The sequence below is a fragment of the Streptomyces sp. NPDC057099 genome (genome assembly GCF_042671245.1).
Lineage (GTDB): Bacteria > Actinomycetota > Actinomycetes > Streptomycetales > Streptomycetaceae > Streptomyces > Streptomyces purpurascens.
Genome location: NZ_JBHUTX010000025.1, coordinates 35,781 through 57,269 on the forward strand (window position 1 = coordinate 35,781; position 21,489 = coordinate 57,269).

21 protein-coding genes are annotated in these 21,489 nt (G+C 70.0%); 6 read left to right on the forward strand and 15 right to left on the reverse strand.

All coding sequences use genetic code 11. The annotated features are described in order from the left end of the window. Nucleotides 1-68: 68 nt before the first annotated feature. From ACFT4A_RS26565 to ACFT4A_RS26580, 4 genes are all read right to left on the reverse strand, one after another. Nucleotides 69-650, reverse strand: a complete 582-nt coding sequence (locus tag ACFT4A_RS26565; protein ID WP_382834344.1) for a hypothetical protein — start codon at nucleotides 648-650, stop codon at nucleotides 69-71. A 76-nt stretch (nucleotides 651-726) separates the two neighbouring features. Continuing rightward, a complete protein-coding gene (locus tag ACFT4A_RS26570) occupies nucleotides 727-1,827 on the reverse strand; it encodes a winged helix DNA-binding domain-containing protein (RefSeq protein ID WP_382834347.1) in 1,101 nt (366 codons plus the stop codon). Between the two features lie 131 nt (nucleotides 1,828-1,958). Further along, a complete protein-coding gene (locus ACFT4A_RS26575; protein ID WP_382834350.1) occupies nucleotides 1,959-2,621 on the reverse strand; it encodes an ATP-binding cassette domain-containing protein in 663 nt (220 codons plus the stop codon). 103 nt (nucleotides 2,622-2,724) lie between these two features. Further along, a complete protein-coding gene (locus tag ACFT4A_RS26580) occupies nucleotides 2,725-3,441 on the reverse strand; it encodes an ABC transporter permease (RefSeq protein WP_382834508.1) in 717 nt (238 codons plus the stop codon). A 286-nt stretch (nucleotides 3,442-3,727) separates the two neighbouring features. On the opposite strand from ACFT4A_RS26580, the gene ACFT4A_RS26585 reads away from it, so the two are divergent. Further along, a complete protein-coding gene (locus ACFT4A_RS26585) occupies nucleotides 3,728-3,925 on the forward strand; it encodes a hypothetical protein (RefSeq protein ID WP_382834354.1) in 198 nt (65 codons plus the stop codon). Nucleotides 3,926-4,001: 76 nt separating this feature from the next. Here the strand turns inward: ACFT4A_RS26585 and ACFT4A_RS26590 are convergent, their stop codons facing one another. The 4 genes from ACFT4A_RS26590 to ACFT4A_RS26605 form a co-directional block, all read right to left on the reverse strand. Further along, nucleotides 4,002-5,207 (reverse strand): FAD-dependent oxidoreductase, encoded by a 1,206-nt coding sequence (locus ACFT4A_RS26590; RefSeq protein ID WP_382834357.1) that lies wholly within the window; start codon nucleotides 5,205-5,207, stop codon nucleotides 4,002-4,004. Nucleotides 5,208-5,428: 221 nt separating this feature from the next. After that, complete coding sequence (locus tag ACFT4A_RS26595) at nucleotides 5,429-6,184, reverse strand: dienelactone hydrolase family protein (RefSeq protein ID WP_382834360.1); 756 nt, start codon at nucleotides 6,182-6,184, stop codon at nucleotides 5,429-5,431. 406 nt (nucleotides 6,185-6,590) lie between these two features. After that, nucleotides 6,591-7,169, reverse strand: coding sequence for a substrate-binding domain-containing protein (locus ACFT4A_RS26600; protein ID WP_382834362.1), 579 nt, complete (start codon nucleotides 7,167-7,169; stop codon nucleotides 6,591-6,593). Between the two features lie 458 nt (nucleotides 7,170-7,627). Then, nucleotides 7,628-8,665: a LacI family DNA-binding transcriptional regulator gene (locus tag ACFT4A_RS26605; protein ID WP_382834364.1), complete on the reverse strand. Its 1,038-nt coding sequence runs from the start codon at nucleotides 8,663-8,665 to the stop codon at nucleotides 7,628-7,630. 203 nt (nucleotides 8,666-8,868) lie between these two features. Between ACFT4A_RS26605 and ACFT4A_RS26610 the strand changes: the two genes are divergently transcribed. The 5 genes from ACFT4A_RS26610 to ACFT4A_RS26630 all read left to right on the forward strand — a co-directional run bounded on the left by ACFT4A_RS26610 (nucleotide 8,869) and on the right by ACFT4A_RS26630 (nucleotide 14,615). Continuing rightward, entirely contained in the window at nucleotides 8,869-9,900 is a 1,032-nt protein-coding gene (locus ACFT4A_RS26610) for a sugar ABC transporter substrate-binding protein (RefSeq protein WP_382834367.1), read from the forward strand. Nucleotides 9,901-9,949: 49 nt separating this feature from the next. Next, the gene (locus ACFT4A_RS26615; protein WP_382834370.1) at nucleotides 9,950-10,807 is read left to right on the forward strand and encodes a sugar phosphate isomerase/epimerase family protein; all 858 of its coding nucleotides are present in this window, start codon (nucleotides 9,950-9,952) and stop codon (nucleotides 10,805-10,807) included. Between the two features lie 115 nt (nucleotides 10,808-10,922). After that, entirely contained in the window at nucleotides 10,923-12,365 is a 1,443-nt protein-coding gene (locus tag ACFT4A_RS26620) for a sugar porter family MFS transporter (RefSeq protein ID WP_382834373.1), read from the forward strand. A gap of 28 nt (nucleotides 12,366-12,393) precedes the next feature. Beyond that, nucleotides 12,394-13,590 carry a Gfo/Idh/MocA family protein gene (locus tag ACFT4A_RS26625; protein WP_382834375.1) on the forward strand — a complete coding sequence of 399 codons (1,197 nt, stop codon included), beginning with the start codon at nucleotides 12,394-12,396 and terminating at the stop codon, nucleotides 13,588-13,590. Between the two features lie 26 nt (nucleotides 13,591-13,616). Beyond that, nucleotides 13,617-14,615, forward strand: coding sequence for a sugar phosphate isomerase/epimerase family protein (locus tag ACFT4A_RS26630; RefSeq protein ID WP_382834378.1), 999 nt, complete (start codon nucleotides 13,617-13,619; stop codon nucleotides 14,613-14,615). Between the two features lie 51 nt (nucleotides 14,616-14,666). Here the strand turns inward: ACFT4A_RS26630 and ACFT4A_RS26635 are convergent, their stop codons facing one another. Genes ACFT4A_RS26635 through ACFT4A_RS26665 form a run of 7 tightly spaced genes read right to left on the reverse strand, consistent with a single transcriptional unit; the run spans nucleotide 14,667 to nucleotide 21,156 of the window. Then, nucleotides 14,667-15,794: an LLM class flavin-dependent oxidoreductase gene (locus ACFT4A_RS26635; protein ID WP_382834381.1), complete on the reverse strand. Its 1,128-nt coding sequence runs from the start codon at nucleotides 15,792-15,794 to the stop codon at nucleotides 14,667-14,669. A 54-nt stretch (nucleotides 15,795-15,848) separates the two neighbouring features. Then, nucleotides 15,849-16,832, reverse strand: a complete 984-nt coding sequence (locus ACFT4A_RS26640; RefSeq protein WP_382834384.1) for an ABC transporter substrate-binding protein — start codon at nucleotides 16,830-16,832, stop codon at nucleotides 15,849-15,851. A 43-nt stretch (nucleotides 16,833-16,875) separates the two neighbouring features. Next, nucleotides 16,876-17,640 carry an amino acid ABC transporter ATP-binding protein gene (locus tag ACFT4A_RS26645; RefSeq protein ID WP_382834387.1) on the reverse strand — a complete coding sequence of 255 codons (765 nt, stop codon included), beginning with the start codon at nucleotides 17,638-17,640 and terminating at the stop codon, nucleotides 16,876-16,878. Further along, nucleotides 17,637-18,569, reverse strand: a complete 933-nt coding sequence (locus ACFT4A_RS26650) for an amino acid ABC transporter permease (RefSeq protein WP_382834390.1) — start codon at nucleotides 18,567-18,569, stop codon at nucleotides 17,637-17,639. The genes ACFT4A_RS26645 and ACFT4A_RS26650 overlap by 4 nt, the downstream gene beginning before the upstream one ends. 3 nt (nucleotides 18,570-18,572) lie before the next feature. Continuing rightward, nucleotides 18,573-19,529 carry an ABC transporter substrate-binding protein gene (locus ACFT4A_RS26655; protein ID WP_382834393.1) on the reverse strand — a complete coding sequence of 319 codons (957 nt, stop codon included), beginning with the start codon at nucleotides 19,527-19,529 and terminating at the stop codon, nucleotides 18,573-18,575. Further along, complete coding sequence (locus ACFT4A_RS26660; protein WP_382834396.1) at nucleotides 19,526-20,023, reverse strand: GNAT family N-acetyltransferase; 498 nt, start codon at nucleotides 20,021-20,023, stop codon at nucleotides 19,526-19,528. Before ACFT4A_RS26660 ends, ACFT4A_RS26655 begins: the two co-directional genes overlap by 4 nt. Continuing rightward, nucleotides 20,020-21,156: an LLM class flavin-dependent oxidoreductase gene (locus ACFT4A_RS26665; protein ID WP_382834400.1), complete on the reverse strand. Its 1,137-nt coding sequence runs from the start codon at nucleotides 21,154-21,156 to the stop codon at nucleotides 20,020-20,022. The genes ACFT4A_RS26660 and ACFT4A_RS26665 overlap by 4 nt, the downstream gene beginning before the upstream one ends. Nucleotides 21,157-21,489: the final 333 nt, after the last annotated feature.

Here is a 21,489-nt window from a genome sequence, read left to right on the forward strand (position 1 = left end):
GCGCATCGGCGGTAGCACAGCTGCGGCACACGGCGAGCCTGATGTCCCTCGTCGGCCGTAGCTCCCGGTCAGCCGGTCTTCCACCCCCGCCGTGCGTCGATCCGCTCCCATTCCGCGTCCCACTGCGCCATGCGCCGCCGGTCCAGGGACAGCCGTATCAGCCAGGCGGCTCCCAGCACCGCCCCGCCGGCCAGGGCCCCGGCCAGCGCGCCGCCCATGGTCGTGTGGAGCCAGGCCTCGCCTTCGGACACCGGTGGGGTCGTGATGTCACCGCTCTTGTTCACCCACACGGGGACCGTGCTCCCGGCTGAAGCCCGGGGCGGCACCCGTGCCTCGTCCTTGTGCGTCGAACCGTCCGGCGCGGTCCACCGCACCTCGCCCCACACCCGGTGGTCGCTCGCCGCGCGGGCCGGTGACGGGCCCGGCGCGTCCTTGACGACGACCGCCGAGACCTGGTGGCTCCCGGCCCGCTGCCGTTCGACGGCGTGCTCGACCGCGCCCGCCGCCATCAGTCCCCCGGCCAGCCCGCCCAGCAGGGCGAACACCCAGCCGGCGAGCACGACCCAGGCTTCGACGACGTCCACGCGCCGCTTGAGCGCGTTGCGTCGCCACCGCCACCACCGCATGGTCGTACGCTCTGACGCTTCCATCGGCCGACACCCCCTCGTGAGCACCGGCAGCACCCTTCCAGTGTGCGCCTGATCGGTGCCCCTGTCGGCGTGGCGCTCAGCCGGGGGACGCCGCGATCCGTACCCGGTCGCTGTCGCCGCCGGAGAGGAAGGACGCCAGTGCCCCTCCCTCCTCGGCTAGGGCGGTGCGGTCGGCACGGGTGAAGCGGCCCAGCGGGGTGATCAGGACGGTGTCTCCCTCGACGATCCAGGTCGCGGCGACCCGGCCGTCGACCAGGACGACACGGGCCCCGGCGACCGACAGTCCGCGATGGGCGTCGTCGATGATCCGGCCGCGGTCGTGGTAGCCGAGGATCGCGTTGTCGAAAGCCGGCAGGAACCGTACCGGGGCGGGGGTGTCGGGGTCGGGGCGCGGCGCGCCGGGGAGGTCCAGCAGTTCCCGGCCGCGCTCGTCGCGGAAGGCGACCAGTTCCTCGCGCAGGGCGGAGACGGCGGCGGGCAGTCCGGCCAGGCCGCACCAGGCGCGCAGGTCGGCCGAGGCGGCGGGGCCGAACGCGGCCAGGTAGCGCCGTACCAGTGTCTGCCCCACGGGGTCGGAGCTGTCGGGGTCCGGTGGGTCGATCTCGCGGCCCAGCCAGGAGGAGACCAGCTCGTAGCGCGCTCCTCCCGTCGTGCGCCACAGCCCGCGCGGGGGCAGCTGCACTGTCGGGAGCAGGCCTGCGACGAGCATCTCGCCGAGTGGCCGGGGACCCGCCGCCGGCCAGCGGTCGACGACGGCGCGCGCGAGGTCGCCCATCGCGCGGGGTTCGCCGTCGGCCATGACGGACCGCCCGGCCGCCGCGAGTTCGCCGAGGTCCACCCCCTCCAGCTCGCGACGGTAGGTGCCGAGCACCCGCTGGCGCAGCATGGCGTCGTGGCGCGCCCGCCAGGCCACCAGGTCGTCGGCGGTGACGAGGTGGACGGTGCGGCGCATGAGGTGGGTCCGCACCACACGCCGCCCGGTCAGCAGGTCCGACAGCACCGTGGGCGCGAAGGCCCGCAACCGGGACCAGAGCCCGATGAAGGGCTCCTGCGGCTCCTGCGCCTGGAGACCGCACAGATGCGCGACGGTGTCGAGCACCGGCATGTCGGCGCGGTCGAGGAGCAACTGCCGCGCGAGGGTGGCGCGGTTGAGCGCGCGGGCGTCGAGAACGGTCAAGGGAGCACCTCGGCCTTCGGGTCGTGTGCCGACCCGTGGTTCGAGTGGTCCGGGCGGCTTGCCCGGTCACCGTCGCACGGGATGCGGTCAGGTCGTGACCGCATCCGGTGTCGCGCCGAGGTGTCGCGCCCTCAGGACTCGGACTGCAGCAGGGCCAGCTCGGCTTCGAGGTCGGCCATGGCCTCGCCGCCGGCCATGAGGTCGGTGATCTCCTCCCGGGTGCGTTCGCCCTCGCGGAAGTCGTCGGCCTTCTGGCCGCGGATGAGGACGGCGAAGTGGTCGCCGACCATCATGGCGTGCCGGACGTTGTGGGTGACGAGGGTGACGGCGACGCCCTTGGCGCGGGCCTGCATGATGATGCGCAGGACGTGCGCGGCCTCCTTGACGCCGAGCGCCGCGGTGGGCTCGTCGAGGATGAGGACGTTGGCGCCGAAGTAGACGGCACGCGCGATGGCCAGGGCCTGGCGCTCACCGCCGGACAGACTGCCGACGGGACGGGCGCCGTCGGTGACACGGGTGATGCCCAGGGACTGCATCTCGCGGACGGCGATCCCGCCCGCCCGCTTCTTGTCGAACAGCTTGAACGGGCCCCACCCCTTGGTGGGTTCGGCCCCGACGAAGAACGAGCGGCCGACGCCCATGAGCGGAAAGGTGCCGCCGAACTGGTGGACGGTGGCGATGCCGTGCGCGGACGCGTCCCGGGGGCTGTCGAAGGCGACCTGCTCGCCGTTGACCTCGATGGTGCCGGTGGTCGGCTTGTGGACTTGCCGGCGCCGTTGTCGCCGAGCAGGCACAGCACCTTCCCGGCGTCGACCGCCAGGGAGATGTCCCGTAGGGCGTGGGTGCCGAGGAAGGACTTGCTGATGTCGGTCAGACGCAGCAGGGGCGCGGTCATGGTCAGGCCTTCTTCGGGGAGCGGGGGGTGGACAGGGCGAGCCGGCGGAAGGTGTTGTTCATCAGCACCGCGACAAGGATGAGGATGCCGAGGATCAGCGCGGCCCAGTCGGAGTTCCAGCCGGTGTAGTAGATGCCCTGGTTGACGATGGCGAAGGTCAGCGTGCCCATCACGACGCCGACGACGGAGCCGTAGCCGCCGGTGAGCAGCACGCCGCCGATGACCACGGCGATGATGGAGTTGAAGACGAAGGCCTGGCCGTTGGCGACCTGGGCGCCGTTGTAGAGGATCGTCTGGATCACGCCGACGAGGGCGGCGCCGAACCCGCTGGCCATGTACAGGGCGATCTTCACCTTGGCGACCGGGTTGCCGGTGGCGCGGGCGCTCTCCTTGTCGCCGCCGATGGCGAAGATCCAATTGCGGTACGGCATCATCTGCAGCAGCACCGTGACGCCGACGGCCACGGCGATCCACCAGAAGATCGCGACCTCGAACTGGCCGCCGATCAGCTGGCCGAAGAGCGCCTTCGAGGTGGGGTCCGGGCTTCCCGGGACACGCCGGTCGTCGCGCCGTCGCTGGTCCTGGCTCCTGGCCCCGTGCCGGTGTCGATCTACGCCGACGAGGTGTGGTCGCTGGTCCCGCTGGTCGCCAACCCCAGCGCCGCCCGGCCCGGGTTGGACTGGGCACGGTTCCCGGACGCGGTGCGGTCCCGGGTGCAGCTAGCCGCCTGGATGATGATCAACACCCCGCTGCCGGCGAGCGTGCTGGTTGGCCATCCAAGCTGGCACTCCCGCCTGGGTCCTCCCGGGATCTACCACACCGTACTGCGCTGGCAGCGCTTCACGGTCTGGCTGCACGAGCAGGGTCTGGGCGATCTGCACTCGGTCACCGAGGACGTTCTGGTCTCGTGGGCCGGTCATCTGGCTCGGCAGCCAGGCGCCAGCCGCGGCAGCTGCCCGGCCCGCTCGCCGACGGACTGGCCCGGCGCCGGACAACGAGAGGCGGTTGCGCCAGCAGGTCCGACGGCTCAAGGAACTGCGGGCCGCAGACGCCGAAGAGATCGCCCATTTCAAAGCCGACGTCGAGGCACTGGTCGGCGCCCTGCACCGGGACACGATGGCAAACAGCCACCTGCGCCAGCAGCTCGCCGACCGCCATGGCACGGTCCACACACTGCCGACGCAGGCCCCGCTTGGCAGGTAGCAGGCCCTCCGCCACCGATGACACGTCGCCGGCCTCGCGCGTGGCCTCCCTTGTCGTGGCCGTGCGCGAGCGCGGCCTACTCGTGCAGCGGCAAGTGGCCGATCACCTTCTCACCCACCGCCGCGGACATCCGAAGAGCCTTGTACGCGTAGGCACGCATGGCCTCTTCGTAAGCGCCGATACCGTCCAGCAGCTTCTCGTCGCCCCGCGCGACGGCGAGCAGTTGCCCTCCGAGGACGTGCGCGTCGCGCAGCGCGGTGTTGGCACCGATGCCCAAGGACGGGCTCATGGCATGGATCGCGTCTCCTACGACGGTAACGTTCGAGGGATCCCAGGCACTGACGGGCACACAGCTGCGCAAGGTCAGCGCCTGCACCGTGGTGGTATCCCACAGCCGGACCGTCTCCACCAGGGCCGGATGCCAAGAGGCCACGCGTTCCAGCGCGTACGCTTTCAGCTGCTCGGGCGTGGCGGTGAACAGCTCGGTGTCGGGCATCATGCGGCTCGCGACGGAGTTGAAGATGCTCAGCGCGTAGTTCTTGGTGGCCTCGTCCTGGAAGTCCCGGTCCTGTTCCTTGATCAGCGGAGAGGCGGGGTTGCTGCGCTCCAGCGGGCCGAGTGTGAGCCCGGTCCAGTCGGAGGCGAAGGCCAGCGAGAAGGTGTTGAACAGCTCCGCCGGCAGCTTGGCCTTGGTCTCCTCGGTGATCGGGACCTTCGCGGCGATGTGCCGCGCGGCCAGGTCGGCGACCTTCACCTGCGGCAGCCTCTGGGCCCGCACGCCGGAGTTGATGCCGTCCGCGGCGATCAGCACGTCGGCCTCGACGGTTTCCCCGTTGCCCAGGAGCACGGTGACGGTGCCGTCCGGGTTGGAGCGGTATCCCGTGACCTTGGCACCGAAGTGCACGGCCTTCTCCAGACCGAGGTAGAGGATCCGGCGCAGCGTCGAGCGGCACACCACCAGGTGCTCAGGGATGTCGGTGGGCACCCCGATGCCTTCCGTGGCGGACTTGTCGCGGCCCGGGCGGGGGTTGAGCTGTTCGTCGAACAGCAGCATGTCGTCGTTGGGCATGCCGGAGGTCGCGAGGAACAGCTCCCACAGCCGCGGCTCCAGGGCAGCGTGCAGCGAGGAGGTGCCGGTGGAGTTGATGTGGATCCGGTAGCCCGCCTCGCGGGCAGCGATGCCGGTGTCACGCTCGTGGACGGCTACGTCCAAGCCGTGCCGGTTCAGGTAGTGGGCCAGCGTCATCCCGGCAAGACCGCCGCCGGCGATGACGATACGCATCCCAGACAAAAGTACTCCCAGTGGATTTTATTTCGTACAAGGGAGCACACTGGGCCTCTCCCTAAGGAGAGGAAGATTGACACAGCCAAGCGATTGGGCGATGACTGAGCCCCGGACTACCAACCGGGATGCAATTTCGTGTGCATGAGGTTGTTCACCGGCCTTCTGCCGGTGGGCGCCAGACCAATTCACGGTCGCAGCGCTTCTTATGCTTCAGCGCATCAGAGCGTGCGCGCGAACAGGTCCAGCAGGGCCGCCCAGTGGCGTTCCGCGGCTGCGAGATCGTATGCGGCGGTGTCGGCCTGCGTGAAGCCGTGGTGTGCGCCGGCATACACCTCGCAACGGTGATGCACGCCCGCCGCAGCAAGGACCCCGTTCAGGCGCTCGATCTGTTCGGGCGGCAGTGCACGATCCTGGTCGGCGTGGCCGAAGTACAGCTCGGCCTTGATCCGGGCGGCGAGCAGGTGCGGGCTGTCGGCCGCGGTGGAGGCGAGGTTCGCGCCGTGGAAACCAGCCGCGGCGGCCACTCGGTCCGGATAGGTGCCGGCCGTGCGCAGTGCCAGGCCGGCACCCATGCAGTAGCCAGTGACGCCGACCGGCCCTCCCTTGACCATCGGGCATTCGGACAGCCAGGCCAGGTAGGCGTCGGCGTCCCGCATCGTCGCCTCCGGCGTCAGCGACTGGATGATCGGCCCGAGCCGCTCGAAAAGCTCCGGGCGCTCGCCCGGGTCCACGAAGTCCGGCAGATCGATCACCGGCGCCCGCCCATGGCGGTAGAAGACGTTGGGCACCAAGACGGTGTAACCGGCCGACGCCAGCCGGTCGGCCATCTTCTTCAATTGCGGACGCAGTCCGAAGGCGTCCATGTAAAGCAGAACGGCGGGAAACGGGCCGCCTCCGTCAGGGTGCGCCAGGTAGGCATCAGCTGTGCCGTCCCGCGTCGCGATGTCCTCGGTCGTTCCATGAACAGCACCCATACGCACACCTCCCTTTCTTTCGAGCAGAAATTGACCGAGGTGTCCAATCGGAAACGACTCGGTATTACCGACTGCAGGCCATAACGGCCTCGACGACCGATTCTAGCCCGCGATGTGGCCGCAACAGCGGGCCTGAAGCAAGTGACCCTTCCCCCACTCTCAATCCTTGACGCGGCCCAGGAAAGCTGGTCAGACCAAACCCGAATTGACAGAAAGCGAGAAATCTGCTCACCCGAATACAGCCCGAATTGATTCCGCCAAGACTCACTCACCACGCTGCGGGGAGAGGGGAAGCACAACACTGCGCACCAGGCCCACGTTCTTCAGCCCCCCTCCAGGTACGCCCAGGAAGCAAGTGTCTTGAGCGATCCCGGACCTGGACTGATGCCCTACACGCGACCTCACATCAACACGCTGGACTTGACAGAGAAGTCACGGCTGAGGGGTTGCCGAAGTTCGAGGAGGGAAGGGGCAGTTGCTTGGACTTGGCGCCCTTGGTCTTGGCACCGTCGGCGATGCCGTCGCAGCGGGCTTCGGAGTTGGCAGCGCCGGGCACCGTGTTCACGCAGAGGATGTTCTTGGCGCCCTCGTCGGCGAACTTGGCGCCACCGGCCTTGCCCGCCTCATAGTCGTCCGACCCGATGTCCTTCAGGGCTCCGGTCCGCCTGGCCGCGTCGACGCCGCCCGCGTTGCAGATGAAGACCGGGATGCCCTTCTTCACGGCCTGCTCGATCGCGTCGTCCTGGTTCTCGGGCACCCAGTCCGGCACGACGATGGCGGACGGGTTCTGCGACAGGGCCGTCTGCGTCAGCTTGGCGGCGTCGGGGCCGAGGTTGTCGTAGGTCTTCGGGCCAAGGAAGGTCACCGAGCCGCCCTTCGCCTTGACCAGCTTGCCCGCGTCCTCGCCGCCGCGCTTGATCGCGGACCAGAAGGGGGCGTCGGGCTTTCCGCCGATGACGTAGATGGAGTTCTTTCCGTTGTTCATGCCGGTGTTCTTCGCCCCGCCCGTCGAGTCGGTTCCGCCCGACACCTCCGTCTGCCCGTCGCTGGTGCCCGTGGCCTTGCCGCTGGCAGCCGGTCAGCGCGGTCGCCGCCAGGGCCAGCAGGCTCACCGCGGTCAGGGCTCTGCGGGAGAGTCCGCGGCCCAACGGGCGCCCAGGCATGGTGCGTTCCATGTGCGGGGTCCCCTTCGTGCAATACCAGGCGGCGGCCTGGGCGAGGCGAGAGATGAGGCCGGAGAACCGGGCGCGGGCAGGCGAAGAGAGGAGGCGTGCCCGCCCCGGCCGGGGAATGGTGACGAAAAGCCCTGCGATCTTTTAAATCGCTTTAATTGGGTGCCGCAGAGCATGCTTCTGTCTCGGAGAGGTGTCAAGGGTTCGACTCCGAATTGCGAGCCTGGTCATCTACACCCGCGGCGTTGTCCGCGCCTGCGGCACGCGACGGTCAGCGCGGCTCTGTCGTGGTCCCGCGCGTGACCAGGGAGGGAGCGAGGACGATCTCGCGAGGTTCGGTACGCCCCTGGTCGAGGCGTTCGACGGCGGCGGTGACGGCCTGCCGGGCCTGCTCCTCGGCGTTCTGGCTGACGGTGGTCAGATCGAAGGCGTCCAGCCGGGACAGGGTGTCGTCGTCGTAGCCCGCGACGGACACCGTGCCGGGGACATCGACCCCGGCGCGCCGGAAGGCGGTGAGGAGACCGATGGCGCTCTGGTCGTTGTACGCCACGACGGCGGTCGGCAGTTCGCCGCCGCCGACCAGCTGCCGGCCCGCCTTCTCGCCGGCCTTCTCCGTACTGTCCCCCTGGAGGACCCTGATGTGCTCGTCGAGCCCGTGCCGGCGCATGGCGCTCCGGTAGCCGCGGCGCCGGTCCGTGGCGATGACGCCCTTGCCGCCGTCCACGTGCACGATGGAACGGTGGCCGAGCCCCACCAGGTGGTCGACGATCTGGCCCACACCGTCGTCGTCCGCACTGCGTACGACATCGAGGTCCGCGTCGGCGATCCGGCGGCCGACGGAGATGACGGGCGCCTTGCGGTCGAGGTCGGCGAGGGCGGCGGCGGGGGCCACCGGCCCGAGGAGGATCAGCGCCTCGCAGCGGAAGGCGAGCAGCGTCTCGACGGCCGCGTGCTCGTCACGGGTCCGGGTCAGTGTGCTCAGGACGAGGTCGTAGCCGATCTCCTCGGCGGCCGTGTGCAGGTGCTCGACCAGCTCGGCGTGGAAGGGGCTGTGGATGTCGACCATGACGCCGAGCAGCCGGCTGCGCCTGCTGGCGAGGGCGCTGGCGGTGCGGTCGGGGCGGTAGCCCAGTTCTGCGGCGGCCTTCAGGACGCGCTGCCGGGTGCGCTCGCTGGGCCCGGGCACATTGCGCAGCACCAGCGACACGGAGGCGGTGGACAGGCCGACCCGCGCGGCGACGTCCTCCAGCCGGGGGCGCGAAGCCGCGCCGTTGCCGCCTGAGGAAGCCGCGGAGTCGAGCTCGTCCACATGAACTCCCGTCGCGATCGGCGGCAACACTCTTGACATTCGGCTGTGACGCCACAGATAGTACCAGCACTTAAAGCGCTTTAAGCGAGCAGATTCGACCGCCTGAGCCGCACCGTCCGGTCGACGGGCCATCAGCGCAAGGCCCGTCTTCACCCGCGAGGTGTTCGGCAGCGACCCCCTGTCGTCCAGTGAGGTGCACGATCATGAATCGCACAACCGCTCCACACCCCCGCTCCCGCAGAACGGGCTGGACCGTGGCCACCGTCGCCGTCGCGGCCACCGCCCTGCTCGCCACCGGCTGCTCCAGCGGCTCCGGCGGCAAGAAGGCCGAGGAGGGCGGGACCGACGCCGCGGCCGGCCGGGCCGACACCCCGCGGATGACGATCGCCATGGTCACCCACGCGCCGTCCGGCGACACGTTCTGGGACATCATCCGTAAGGGCGCCGAGGCCGCCGCGGCCAAGGACAACGTCAAGCTGATCTACTCCAACGACGAGAGCGCGGGCGGCCAGGCGAACCTGGTCCAGAACGCGATCGACCAGAAGGTCGACGGCATCGCCGTCACCCTGGCCAAGCCCGACGCCATGAAGTCGGCCGTCGCCAAGGCCCGCGCCGCCGGCATCCCCGTCGTGGGCTTCAACTCGGGCATGGACGAGTGGAAGGACCAGGGCCTGCTGGAGTTCTTCGGCCAGGACGAGTCCGTCGCGGGCCAGGCGTTCGGCGAGAAGCTCAACGCGACCGGGGCGAAGAAGGCCGTCTGCGTCGTCCAGGTGCAGGGCCATGTCGGACTGGAGGCCCGCTGCGCCGGAGTGAAGAAGACCTTCAAGGGCCAGGTGTCGAATGTCTACGTCAACGGCAACGACATGCCGTCCGTGAAGTCCACGATCACCGCCAAGCTCAGGCAGGACTCCGCCATCGACCAGGTGGTCACGCTCGGCGCGCCGTTCGCGCTGACGGCCGTGCAGTCGGTGTCGGACTCCGGCAGCAAGGCGAAGGTCGCCACGTTCGACCTCAACAAGGACCTGGTCGGCTCCATCGAGAAGGGCGACATCGAGTTCGCCGTCGACCAGCAGCCCTTCCTCCAGGGCTATCTCGCCGTCGACTCCCTGTGGCTCTACAGGAACAACGGCAACTACATGGGCGGCGGCGAGGCACCCGTCCTCACCGGCCCGGCCTTCGTCGACAAGAGCAACATCGACAGCGTCGCCGACTTCGCCGCCAAGGGCACGCGCTGACCGCCCGCACCGTCACACCGCACCTGTCCCCTCTCACCCGGAGACGCTTGTGAAGATCGCCCTCGACCCCTTCATGATCCGCCACGTCCCGCTGCTCGAACTTCCCTCCGTGGTGGCCGAGCTGGGCTACGAGTGGATCGAACTGTCGCCCCGCGAGGACTTCATCCCCTTCTTCCGGCACCCCCGCGTCGACGACGGCACGGTCGCGAAGTTCCGCAAGGCCCTGGACTCCGCCGGCGTCGGCATCTCCTCACTCCTGCCCCTGTTCCGCTGGTCGGGGCCGGACGAGGACGCCCGGCAGGCCGCCGTGCGCTACTGGACGCGCTCCATCCAGATCGCCGCCGACCTCGGTGTCACCAGCATGATCTCCGAGTTCAACGGCCGCCCCGAGGAACCGGACCGCAGCGAGGCCCAGTTCTGGAAGTCCATGGACGAGCTGCTGCCGCTGTTCGAACGGGAGGGCATCACCCTCACGCTGGAGCCGCACCCCGACGACTTCATCGAGAACGGCTACGACGCGATCAACCTCATCCGGGGCATCAACCACCCCAACGTGTCGTTCCTCTACTGCGCGCCGCACACGTTCCACATCGGCGACGACGCCCCCGGCATCATCGAGTACGCCGGTGATCTGCTGACCCACGTCCATCTCGCGGACGCCTTCGACCACACGGCGTCCTCCGGCAACCGCTACATCCTCAACCCGCCGGGCACCCCCGCCCGCATCCACCAGCACCTGGACATCGGTGAGGGTGAGGTCGACTTCGGCGAACTCTTCGGCGCGCTGCGCGCGAACGGCTTCGACGGCACGCTGACGGCCTGCGTCTTCGCCTGGGAGGAGCGGGCCAAGGAGTCCTCCCTCTTCATGCGCAAGAAGATCGACGAGTACCTGACCGACCGGTCCTGACGAACATCGTCTTGCCATGCGCTTTTTTAAAGCGCTTTACATCGACGTCTCCTGTTCCTTATCCCCGGCCTCCGGCTGATCCCCCACACGACACCTCAACCGCTAGGAGGTGGCCATGGACGTCACGGACGACACGCCCCAGGCCTCCGCACCAAGCACCACAGCCACCGAACGCGCCTCGCCGGAGGTCTGTCGACGGCTGCGCTTCATCACCGTCATCGCCACGTTCGGCGGGCTTCTCTTCGGCTACGACACCGGCGTCATCTCCGGCGCGCTGCCCTTCATGGCCCTCTCGCCGGAGGAGGGCGGGCTCGGGCTGACGCCGCTGACCGAGGGGGTCGTCGCGTCGTCCCTCGTGCTCGGTGCGGCGTTCGGGGCCCTGTTCGGGGGCCGGCTGTGTGACCGCTACGGCCGCAAGCGGACGATCCTCGGGCTCGCGGTGCTGTTCTTCGTCGGCGCGCTGGGCACGGCGCTCGCACCCGATCTCGTGGTGATGGTGCTGTTCCGGGTGCTGCTCGGGCTCGCCGTGGGTGGCGCGTCCGCGACGGTTCCGGTGTTCATCGCCGAGCTGGCTCCGGCCGAGCGCCGCGGCCGGCTCGTGACGCAGAACGAGCTGATGATCGTGACCGGTCAGCTGCTGGCCTACACCTCGAACGCGGTCATGGCCCAGACCATGGGCGAGGGCGGTGTGTGGCGCTGGATGCTCGCGATCGCCACGGTCCCGGCCGTGCTGCTGTGGTTCGGGATGCTCTTCGTGCCCGAGTCGCCGCGGTGGCTGGCCTCGCGCGGCCGGTTCGACGACGCCGCCCGCACCCTGGGCCGCATCCGCGACGCGCACGTGGTCGACGCGGAGTTCGCCGAGATCAAGCGCCGGGTGACCGCCGATGCCCATGAGCCCCGGGCGGGCCGGCGGGATCTGGGCACGCCGTGGGTGCGGCGGATCGTGATCTTCGGGTTCGGCCTTGCCGCGCTGACACAGCTCACCGGCGTCAACTCGATCATGTACTTCGCGCCGACGATCCTGCTGGACACGGGGCTTGGCACCCAGGCCGCTCTCACCGCGACCATCGCGAACGGCGTCGTGGCGGTCCTCGCCGTGTCGACCGGCATGTGGCTGCTGGGCCGCTACGGCCGGCGCCCGATGCTGCTGACCGGGCAGGCCGGTGTCACCGTCTCGCTGCTGCTGATCGCCTTCTGTTTCCTGGTCCTGCCCGAGTCGACCGCCCGCAGCTACCTCGTGCTGGCGTCCATGCTGACCTTCCTGCTGTTCATGCAGGGCGGCATCGCGACGGTGTTCTGGCTGATGCTCGCGGAGATCTTCCCGCTGCGGCTGCGCGGCTTCGCGATGGGCATCGCCGTGTTCGGCACCTGGACGGCCAACTTCGTGGTCACGCTGGCGTTCCCGCCGCTGATCGACGCGATCGGCGGCGCCACGTTCCTGATCTTCGCCGCGATCAACGCCGTCACGCTGGCCTACTACATGCGCACCGTTCCCGAGACCCGGGGCCGCTCGATGGAGGCCATCGAGTCCCACTTCCGCCGCCGGTTCGCCACCTGATCGTCCCTCCTCCGTGAAAGGCACCGCCATGACCACGTCCAGTAAGCCCCTCTCCGTCGCGGTGATCGGGGCCGGCATGGCCGGCCGCAGCCATGCCGCCGGTTACCGCAACGTCAACACGGTCTACGGCGCGGGTCTGCCGCCCGTCCGGCTGGCCGCGATCGCCGACGCCAATGTCGCGCTCGGCGAGGACGCCGCCCGTCGCTACGGCTTCGAGAAGGCGCTGCCGAGCTGGGAGGCCGTCGCCGAGGACCCGACGATCGACGCCGTCAGCATCGTCGTCGGCAACGACCTGCACCGGCCCATCGCCGAGGCGCTGGTGGCCGCCGGCAAGCATGTGCTGTGCGAGAAGCCGCTGGCCGGATCGCTGGGGGACGCCCGTGCGATGGCCGAGTTGGAGCGCGGCGCCGAGGTCGTGACCGCGGTCGGTTACACCTTCCGCCGCTCCCCCGGCATCGCCGCGATCCGCGACCACGTCCTGCGGGGTGAGCTGGGCGACCTGACTCTGTTCAGCGGCCGCTACTGGTGCGACTACGCCACCGACGCCAAGGGGCCGCTGAGCTGGCGGTTCAAGGGCGGGCCGGGTTCCGGTGCGCTGGGTGACGTCGGTTCGCATGTCATCGACGCGGCCGAGTACGTGGCCGGGCCCGTCGTCTCGGTCTCCGGCGCGACGCTGTCGACGCAGATCCCCAAGCGGCCCCTGCCGCTGGGCGCGGTCGTCGGGCACAACGCGGCGCCCGTCTCCGACGAGCTCGGCGAGGTCGAGAACGAGGACACGGCGTCCTTCACCGCCCGCTTCGAGTCGGGCCTCGTCGGGACCTTCTCGGTGTCCCGCACCGCGTTCGGGCTGCCCAACGGGCTCGCCTTCGACGTCCTGGGCGTGGGCGGCCGGGCCGCGTTCGACCAGCACCGGCCCGCCGAGTACCTCTTCGACGACGCCCAGCCCGACGCTCGTACCCGGGGCGCACGGCACATCATCGCCGGCCCGAACCTGCCGTACTTCGCGGGCGGTGTCCCGATGGAGGCGCCGGGCGTGGGCGCCAGCAACGCCGACAACTTCACCTACCAGGCCCGGGCCTTCCTCGACCAGGTCGCGGGGGTCTCCGAGCCGCTGCCGGCCTGCGCCACGTTCGCCGACGCGCTGCGGACCATGGAGATCATCCGGGCCGTGGTCGAGTCCTCCCGGCTCGGCGGCACCGCCGTCGACGTTCCGCCCGCCGCCTGACCACCCGTACCCAAGGAGCACGAACCATGGCCCTCAAGCTCGGCGCGTACACCGCCTGTCTGCACGACCGGACCCTCACCGAGGCCCTCGACATCCTGAAGGAGAACGGGCTGACCTCGGTCGAGGTCAACACCGGCGGCTTCATTCCGGCCCCGCACTGCCCGGTGGACCTGCTGCTGTCCTCGGCCACCGCGCGCGCGGAGTACCTGGCGACGTTCGCCGACCGCGGGATGGAACTGACCGGGCTGAACTGCAACGGCAATCCGCTCAACCCGCTGCCGGGCGTCGGCCCGAAGCACGCCGACGATCTGCGCCGCACCATCCGTCTCGCCGGCCTGCTCGGCGTGAAGCACGTCGTCACCATGTCCGGCACTCCCGGCTCCGACCCCGACGCCAAGTACCCCTCGTGGGTCGTGAACCCGTGGGACGGCGTCTACATGGACGTCCTGGACTACCAGTGGGGCGTGGCCGTCGGGTTCTGGAAGGAGATCGACGCGCTGGCCCGGGAGCACGACGTCCGGGTCGCCATCGAGATGCACCCGCACAACGTGGTGTTCTCCCCCGTCACCCTCAAGCGCCTCGTCGACGAGGGCGGCCTGACGAACGTCGGCGCCGAGATGGACCCCTCGCATCTGATGTGGCAGGGCATGGACGTCGTCGCGTGCGTCAGGTGGCTGGGGCCGCTGGTGTTCCACGCGGCGGCGAAGGACGCCACACTCTGCCCGGGTGCCGACATCCGCGGTGTGCTGGACACGTCGTTCACCCGGGTGCCGGCCGACGCGCCCGGCAAGGTGCCCACCGGCTACGGGTTCTGGTGCAACTCCTGGCCGGAGAACCCCGCGTGGAAGTTCGTCGCCGTCGGCGAGGGACACGACGTGGCCTACTGGACGGAGTTCCTGCGCGCCCTCGCCGAGGTCGACCCGGACATGGCGGTGAACATCGAGCACGAGGACGCCGCCTACTCGCAGACCGAGGGCCTGGCCCTGGCCGCGAAGTGCCTGCACGGCGCGGCGGCCGCGCTGTAGCAGGGGTTCGCGCCCGGCCCCGTCTCAGGACGGGGCCGGGTCGCGACCGGCTCACCGGCGTTGCCATTCCTCCGCGAGGAGTCGGTAGGAGCGCACACGGTCGGCGTGGTCGTGCGTGATGGTGGTGATGATCAGCTCGTCGGCGCCGGTGGCCTCCTGGAGTTGTTCGAGCTGGTCGGCGACGCGCCTCGGCGAGCCGACGAACTGGGTGTCGACGCGGTCGGCGACCAGCGCGCGGTCCTGCTCCGTCCAGGCGTGCGCGCGGGCCTGCTCGGGCGTCGGGAAGGGGATCGCGCCCTCGGCGGTGCGGATGCTGCGCACCCACGGGCCGTAGCCGGTGGCCAGTTCGCGGGCCGTCTCGTCGTCCTCGGCCACGACGACATCGGCGGAGACGCTGACGAAGGGCTTGTCGAGATGGTCGGACGGCTGGAACGCGGCCCGGTAGCCCTCGGCCGCCTCCAGTACGGTGGCCGGGCTGACGTGGTAGTTGGCCGCGAAGCGCAGGCCGTTGCGGCCCGCGACCTCGGCGCTCTCGCCGCCGCTGCTGCCGAGGATCCACACCTGCAGGTCGGCGCCCTCGCCGGGGACGGCGTGTGCTTCGAGGCCCTCCGGCGAGCGGTAGTCGCCGCGCAACAGCGCGAGGATGTCGTCGACCTGTTCGCCGTAGTCCTGGTGGCCGGCGCCCGGCTGCTGCAACAACCGCTGCTGGAGCTTGAGGCGCGGTGAGCCGCGCAGATGCTCGAAGGAGAACCGGGGCGGGATCCTCAGGCCGTTCGGGGTGCGCCCGTCGACGACCGGGGTCGTGGTCGGGCGGGGTTCCGCCGTCTGTCCGGGGGGCCGGCCGCCGGAGCGGCCGAGGCCCAGGTCGAGTCGCCCCGGGTGCAGGGCGTCGATCAGGCCGAACTCCTCGACGGTGGACAGGGCGGTGCGGTGGCCGAGTTGCACGGCACCGGAGCCGATCCTGATCGTGGAGGTCGCGGAGGCGGTCAGGGCCAGTACGACGGCGGGTGAGGTCCCGGCCACGCCCGGGTTGAGGTGGTGCTCGGCGAACCAGTAGCGGCTGTAGCCGAACCGCTCGGTCTGCCGGGCGAGGTCGATGGTGTGGTGCAGCGCCTCGGCGGCGGTGGAGCCGGACGGGATCGGGACGAGGTCGAGGACCCCGAGAGGGATGCCGGACATGGTCGGATGCTCCTCAGCGGTCTGGTGGTCGCGGACGGTCTCGGGACGCAGCGGCTAGCTGCCGTTCTTCGGCAGGCCGGGCGGGTTGATCTCCGACCTGGTCACGGCCTCGTCGGACAGGCCCCAGCGCTTCAGCACCTTCGCGTAGGTGCCGTTGTCGATGATGTGGTTGATCGCGTCGGCGAGCGGCTCGGCCAGCCCGCTGTCCTTCTTGGTGGTGGCCGCGATGAGGCCCTGGAGGCCCGCGCCGGCCCCGGAGTAGGTGCCGACGACCTCCGTCTTCCCGCTGGTGGCCGCGTGGTAGGCGGCGGTCGGGTTGGGGCCGAGGTAGAGGTCGATCCGGCCGGACTGGAGGGCGAGGTAGGTGTCGCTCTCGTTCTGGTAGTACTTGATGTCCACCGGCTCGCGGCCGGCCTTCTTGTTCTGTGCCGACCACTCGACCAGCAGCTTCTCCTGGTTGGTGCCGCTGCTCACGGCGACGGTCTTGCCCGCCACGTCCTTCGGCCCGGTGATCTTCAGGCCGCTGCCCTTCTTGGCCGCGAACCCGAGGTTGTCCTCGCGGTAGGTGGCGAAGTCGTACTTCTCCTTGCGTTCCTCGGTGACGGTGATGTTGCTGAGGCCGGCGTCGTACTTGGCGCTGTCGAGGCCGACGAAGATGTTCTCCCACGACACGGTGTTGATGTGTGGCTTGAGGCCGAGTACGTCGGCGACGAGGTGGGCGAGGTCGGGCTCGACGCCGATGACGGTCTTGTTGTCGGTGGCGTAGAAGGTCAGCGGTGCGGCGGAGCCGGCCGAGGAGACGAGTTCCAGGGTGCCTCTCTTGCGGATCTTCTCCGGGACTTCCGCCGCTATGGAGTCGACCTTGCCGGTCGTGATGCGCTTCTGGTCGGGGCTGATGTTGATCTGCGTCTTGCTGCCGTGCTCGGCCGCGACCTCGGTGGTGCCGCCGTCGGTGGGGTTGGCGCAGCCGGCGAGGACGAGGGCGGTGGCGAGGCCGAGCGTTGCGGCGGTGGTGCGGCGGGCGGCGAGGGTGGCCACGGTGGTGCTCCTTGCGTGCGTAGCGTGCGTAACGGAAGGGGTGTCAGAGGACCTTGGAGAGGAAGGCGCGGGTGCGCTCGTGCCGCGGGGCGTCGAGGACGGCCGAGGGCGGGCCCTGTTCCACGACGACTCCGCCGTCCATGAAGACCACCGTGTCGGCGACCTCGCGGGCGAAGCCGATCTCGTGCGTCACGACGATCATGGTGGTGCCGGTGCGGCCGAGGTCCTTGATGACGTCGAGGACCTCGCCGACCAGTTCGGGGTCGAGCGCCGAGGTGGGTTCGTCGAAGAGCAGCACCTTGGGTTCGAGGGCGAGTGCGCGGGCGATGGCGACGCGCTGCTGCTGTCCGCCGGACAACTGCCGTGGATAGGCGTCGGTCTTGTCGGCGAGCCCGACCCGCTCCAGCAGCCGGCGGGCGGTCTCCTCCGCCTCCTTGCGCGGGCGGCGCAGCGCGGAGACGGGCGCTTCGACGAGGTTCTCCAGCACGGTCAGGTGCGGGAAGAGGTTGAAGTTCTGGAAGACGAACCCGATGTTGGTCCGCTGCTTCAGAACGTCCTTCTCCTTCAGCTCGTGCAGCTTGTTGCCCGAGCGGCGGTAGCCGATGAGCTCGCCGTCGATGGTGACCCAGCCGCTGTTGACCTTCTCCAGGTGGTTGATGGTGCGCAGCAGCGTGGACTTGCCGGAGCCGGACGGGCCGAGGATCACGGTGACCTCGCCGGCGCGGACCTCCAGGTCGACGCCGCGCAGCACCTCCAGGGGGCCGAAGCTCTTGTGGACGCCGTGGACGTCGACCATGACGGCATTCATGAGCTCTCCTTCGTCACGAGGCGCCGGGCGCGCTGGAACGGGGTGGGCGGCGGGGTGCGGTCGGCGCCCCGGGCGTAGCGGCGTTCGATGTAGTACTGGGCGATGGACAGCAGGGAGGTCAGGACGACGTACCAGGCGGTGGCGACGAGCAGCAGCGGGATGACCCGGCCGTTGCGGCCGTAGATCACCTGGACCTGGTAGAAGAGCTCGCCGATGGACATCACGTAGACCACCGAGGTGCCTTTGAGCAGGCCGATGATCTCGTTGCCGGCGGTGGGCAGGATGGCGCGCATGGCCTGCGGCAGGACGATGCGGCGGATCTGCCGCAGCCGGGGGATGCCGAGCGCGGCGGCTGCTTCGAGCTGTCCTTGGTCGACGGCGAGGACACCGCCGCGGACGATCTCGGCCGCGTAGGCCGCCTGATGCAGGGTCAGTCCGATGACGGCGGCGCCGATGGTGCCGATGAGGGTGTTGCTGTCGACGGACCAGAACACCGGGCCGAAGGGGATGCCGAGGCCCAGCTCCTTGTACAGGGCGCTGAGGTTGAACCAGAACACCAGCTGGACGATCATCGGGATCGACCGGAAGATCCAGATGTAGGTCCAGGCGACGGTCGAGAGCAGCGGGCTGCGCGACAGCCGCATGAAGGCGATCACGGTGCCGAGGAGGAAGCCGAGGACGGTGGCGTAGGCGGTGAGCTGGAGGGTCACCCACACCGCCTGGACGATCGTCTCCGAGAAGACGTAGTCGCGGAAGACGTTCCACTCCCAGACGGGGTTCGTGGCGAGGCCGTGGACGAACTGGGCGATCAGTACGAGCACGGCGGCGCCGGCGGCCCAGCGGGCGTAGTGGCGGGTGGGGACGACCTTCAGTTCGGCCGGGTCTTCGACCAGCCGGGGGGCCGGTTCTGTGATGGTGTCGCTGCTCATGGGTCACCTGTGCTCGGGCGGGTTGATCTGCGACGCGTCGATCGCGGAGGCGGAGGTGCCCCACTTCTCGAGGATCCGGGCGTAGGTGCCGTCCTTGATCAGCACGTCGACGGCGGCCCGGAAGGCCTTGGTGAGCGGGGAGTTCTTGCGGAAGGCGAAGCCGACGTCGAGGCGGTGGTACTCGCCGAGGAAGGTGGTCTGGGAGGCGGGCTGGGACGCCTGGTAGCGCAGGCCGTTGATGGTCGACATGATCACGTCGATGCGGCCCTGCTGGAGCGCGGTGAGGGTCGCGGCGTTCTCCGAGTAGACCTTCACCTCGTACGGCTCCTTGCCGGCCTTGGCGCAGACGTCCTTCTGCGCGGTGAGGGTCGTCTCGAAGGTGGTGCCGGCGCCGGTGCCGATGGTCAGCCCGCACAGCTGCTTCAGGTCGGTGACCTTCTTCTTGAGTGTGGTGTTGCCCTTCTTCACGGCGAAGCCCTGGCCGTCGTTGATGTAGGTGACGAAGTCGACGGTCTTCAGGCGCTGGGTGGTGACACCGAAGTTGCCGGTGCCGACATCGAACTTGCCGCTGCCGAGGGCGGGCAGGATCGTCTCGAAGGAGGCGTCCTGGCGCGCCGGTTTCACACCGAGGACCTTGGCCACCGCGTCGGCGATGTCGATGTCCTGGCCCGCGGGCGCCTTGCCCGGGCCGTTCGGGTAGTAGGCCCCGGGCGGGAATCCGACGGAGCTGCCGATGCGCAGGGTGCCCGCCTTGCGGACGTCGGCGGGCAGCAGGGCGGCGGCGAAGTCCACCTTGCGTACGGCGGCGACCGGGTCGTCGGTGGGCGCGGGGGACGCCTGGGCGCCCGCGGGAGTGGTGCCGGGGGTGCCGCCGGAGCCGCAGGCGGTCAGCGCCAGGAGGGGCAGCAGTGCGAGGGCGGCGGCGCCGCGCGGACGGGTTCTGATCGTGCGAGTGTTCACGGCTTCAGGGCCTCTCCGAGGTGCTTCTCGAACGGCAGCGGGCCGATGGTCTCCGGGTCGGCCTCGGTGTCGAACAGGGGTGTGTAGCCGGTGGCCAGGTACAGGCCGCGGGCTTCGGGCTGGCGCGGGCCCGTGGTGAGGTAGATCCGGCGGTAGCCGCGGAGGGCCGCCTCGTGCTCCAGCTCGGCGACGACGCGCCGGGCCAGACCGCGCCGCCGGTGGGCGGAGTGGCTCCAGATCCGCTTCAGCTCGGCCGTGGTGGTGTCGTACCGGCGAAAGGCGCCGCCCGCGACGGGCTCGCCGTGCTCCAGGAGCAGGATGAGCAGACCGCCGTGCGGTTCGGTGAACTCCTCGTCGGGATAGCGGGCCATCTCGGCGTGCGCGTCCCCGCCGTAGCGTCTGGAGTACTCGTGGCCGAGCTCGCGCAGGAGTGGCTCGACGCGGGGATCGGAGACCGGGACGTGAAGGGACGTCAGTTCCGGTGCGGAGGTCATGCGTTCACCGCCGCGAGGGTCTGTGTCCCGCGGGCCGCACGCTCTGCGTCGCGCTTGGCGACCTCCTCGCGGACGATGGGGATCACGTGCCGTCCGAAGTCGATGGCGTCGCCCAGCAGGTCGTAGCCGCGGGCGGAGAGGATGTCGACGCCGAGGTCGTAGTAGTCCAGGAGGGCCTGGGCGACCGTCTCCGGGGTGCCGACCAGGGCGTTGGAGTTGCCCGCGCCGCCGGTCGCGGCGGCCGTCGGGGTCCACAGGGCGCGGTCGTAGCGCTCCCCCGCCTCGGCGATGGCGATCAGCCGCTGCGAGCCGGTGTTTTGCGGCTGGGCGAGTCCGTTGTGGCGCTTGGTGATCGCCTCGCCCCGCTCCTTGCGGGCCTTGATCGCGCCGACCGTGCGGTGGGCCTTCTCCCAGGCCAGTTCCTCGGTCGGGGCGATGATCGGGCGGAAGGCCACCTGGATGCGCGGCAGGTCGGTGCGGCCCGCCGCCTTCGCCGCCGCCTTCACCGTCTCGATCTGCTCCGCGGTCTTGGCCAGGGGCTCGCCCCAGAGGCAGTAGACGTCGGCCTCTGCTCCGCCGGCGGCGTACGCGGCGGGTGACGAGCCGCCGAAGGACACGTTCGGGCGCGGCTGCTGGACCGGGAAGACGTCACTGACAAAGTCGTGGAAGCGGTAGTGCTCGCCCTCGTGGTCGAAGGGCTCGTGCGTGGTCCAGATCTTCTTGACGATCCGGATGTACTCGCGGGTGCGTGCGTAGCGCTCGTCCTTGGTGAGGGTGTCGCCCTCGCGACCCTGTTCGTGGTCGTTGCCGCCCGTGATGAAGTGCACGGTCAGCCGGCCCTCGCTGATCTGGTCGAGGGTGGCGAAGGTCTTCGCGGCGAAGGTCGGGTACGAGACGTTGGGCCGGTGCGCGAGAAGGATCTGGAGCCGGTCCAGCCTGCTCGCGATGTAGGCGGCGGCCGGCGCCGGGTCCGGCGATCCGGAGCCGTAGGCGAACAGCACCCGGTCCCAGTCGTGGTCCTCGTGCGCGCGGGCGAGCCGGAGCGTGTACTCCTTGTCGAAGGCGGCGCCGGAGCGCGGGGTGGTTTCGGAACCGTCGTGGGTGGCGGCGATGCCGAGAAACTCCACGGGCATGGGTATGGCCTTTCTCAAGTCCTCTGATGACACGCCGAGTTCGGACGGAGACACGGCGGGGCACGCCCTCGGGGCGGCCGGGTGTGACGGCGCCTCAGGGCGTGGGGAACCAGGTGGTGATCAGGTGTGATGACGCCGGGGTACAGGCCCCGGGCGGAGCGATGCGACGGCAGCGCGTGTCAGGAGAGAGACTCGGCCCGCGACGGGGGCACCGAGGGAGGGAAGGGCCGGTCAGACGGCCCGCTGCCGTGTCAGGCGCAACACGCCGCGGACCACACTCGACCGAAGTCGATGTGGACCCGGCTGACCAGGCGCTGTCCGGCATTCATGCGA

Excerpts from the sequence above, each read along its gene's own strand:
- ACFT4A_RS26565 (WP_382834344.1), bottom strand. The coding sequence starts at position 650 with ATGGAAGCGTCAGAGCGTACGACCATGCGGTGGTGGCGGTGGCGACGC.
- ACFT4A_RS26590 (WP_382834357.1), bottom strand. The coding sequence starts at position 5,207 with ATGCGTATCGTCATCGCCGGCGGCGGTCTTGCCGGGATGACGCTGGCC.
- ACFT4A_RS26595 (WP_382834360.1), bottom strand. The coding sequence starts at position 6,184 with ATGGGTGCTGTTCATGGAACGACCGAGGACATCGCGACGCGGGACGGC.
- ACFT4A_RS26600 (WP_382834362.1), bottom strand. The coding sequence starts at position 7,169 with ATGAACAACGGAAAGAACTCCATCTACGTCATCGGCGGAAAGCCCGAC.
- ACFT4A_RS26610 (WP_382834367.1), top strand. The coding sequence starts at position 8,869 with ATGAATCGCACAACCGCTCCACACCCCCGCTCCCGCAGAACGGGCTGG.
- ACFT4A_RS26620 (WP_382834373.1), top strand. The coding sequence starts at position 10,923 with ATGGACGTCACGGACGACACGCCCCAGGCCTCCGCACCAAGCACCACA.
- ACFT4A_RS26625 (WP_382834375.1), top strand. The coding sequence starts at position 12,394 with ATGACCACGTCCAGTAAGCCCCTCTCCGTCGCGGTGATCGGGGCCGGC.
- ACFT4A_RS26630 (WP_382834378.1), top strand. The coding sequence starts at position 13,617 with ATGGCCCTCAAGCTCGGCGCGTACACCGCCTGTCTGCACGACCGGACC.
- ACFT4A_RS26635 (WP_382834381.1), bottom strand. The coding sequence starts at position 15,794 with ATGTCCGGCATCCCTCTCGGGGTCCTCGACCTCGTCCCGATCCCGTCC.
- ACFT4A_RS26645 (WP_382834387.1), bottom strand. The coding sequence starts at position 17,640 with ATGAATGCCGTCATGGTCGACGTCCACGGCGTCCACAAGAGCTTCGGC.
- ACFT4A_RS26650 (WP_382834390.1), bottom strand. The coding sequence starts at position 18,569 with ATGAGCAGCGACACCATCACAGAACCGGCCCCCCGGCTGGTCGAAGAC.
- ACFT4A_RS26660 (WP_382834396.1), bottom strand. The coding sequence starts at position 20,023 with ATGACCTCCGCACCGGAACTGACGTCCCTTCACGTCCCGGTCTCCGAT.
- ACFT4A_RS26665 (WP_382834400.1), bottom strand. The coding sequence starts at position 21,156 with ATGCCCGTGGAGTTTCTCGGCATCGCCGCCACCCACGACGGTTCCGAA.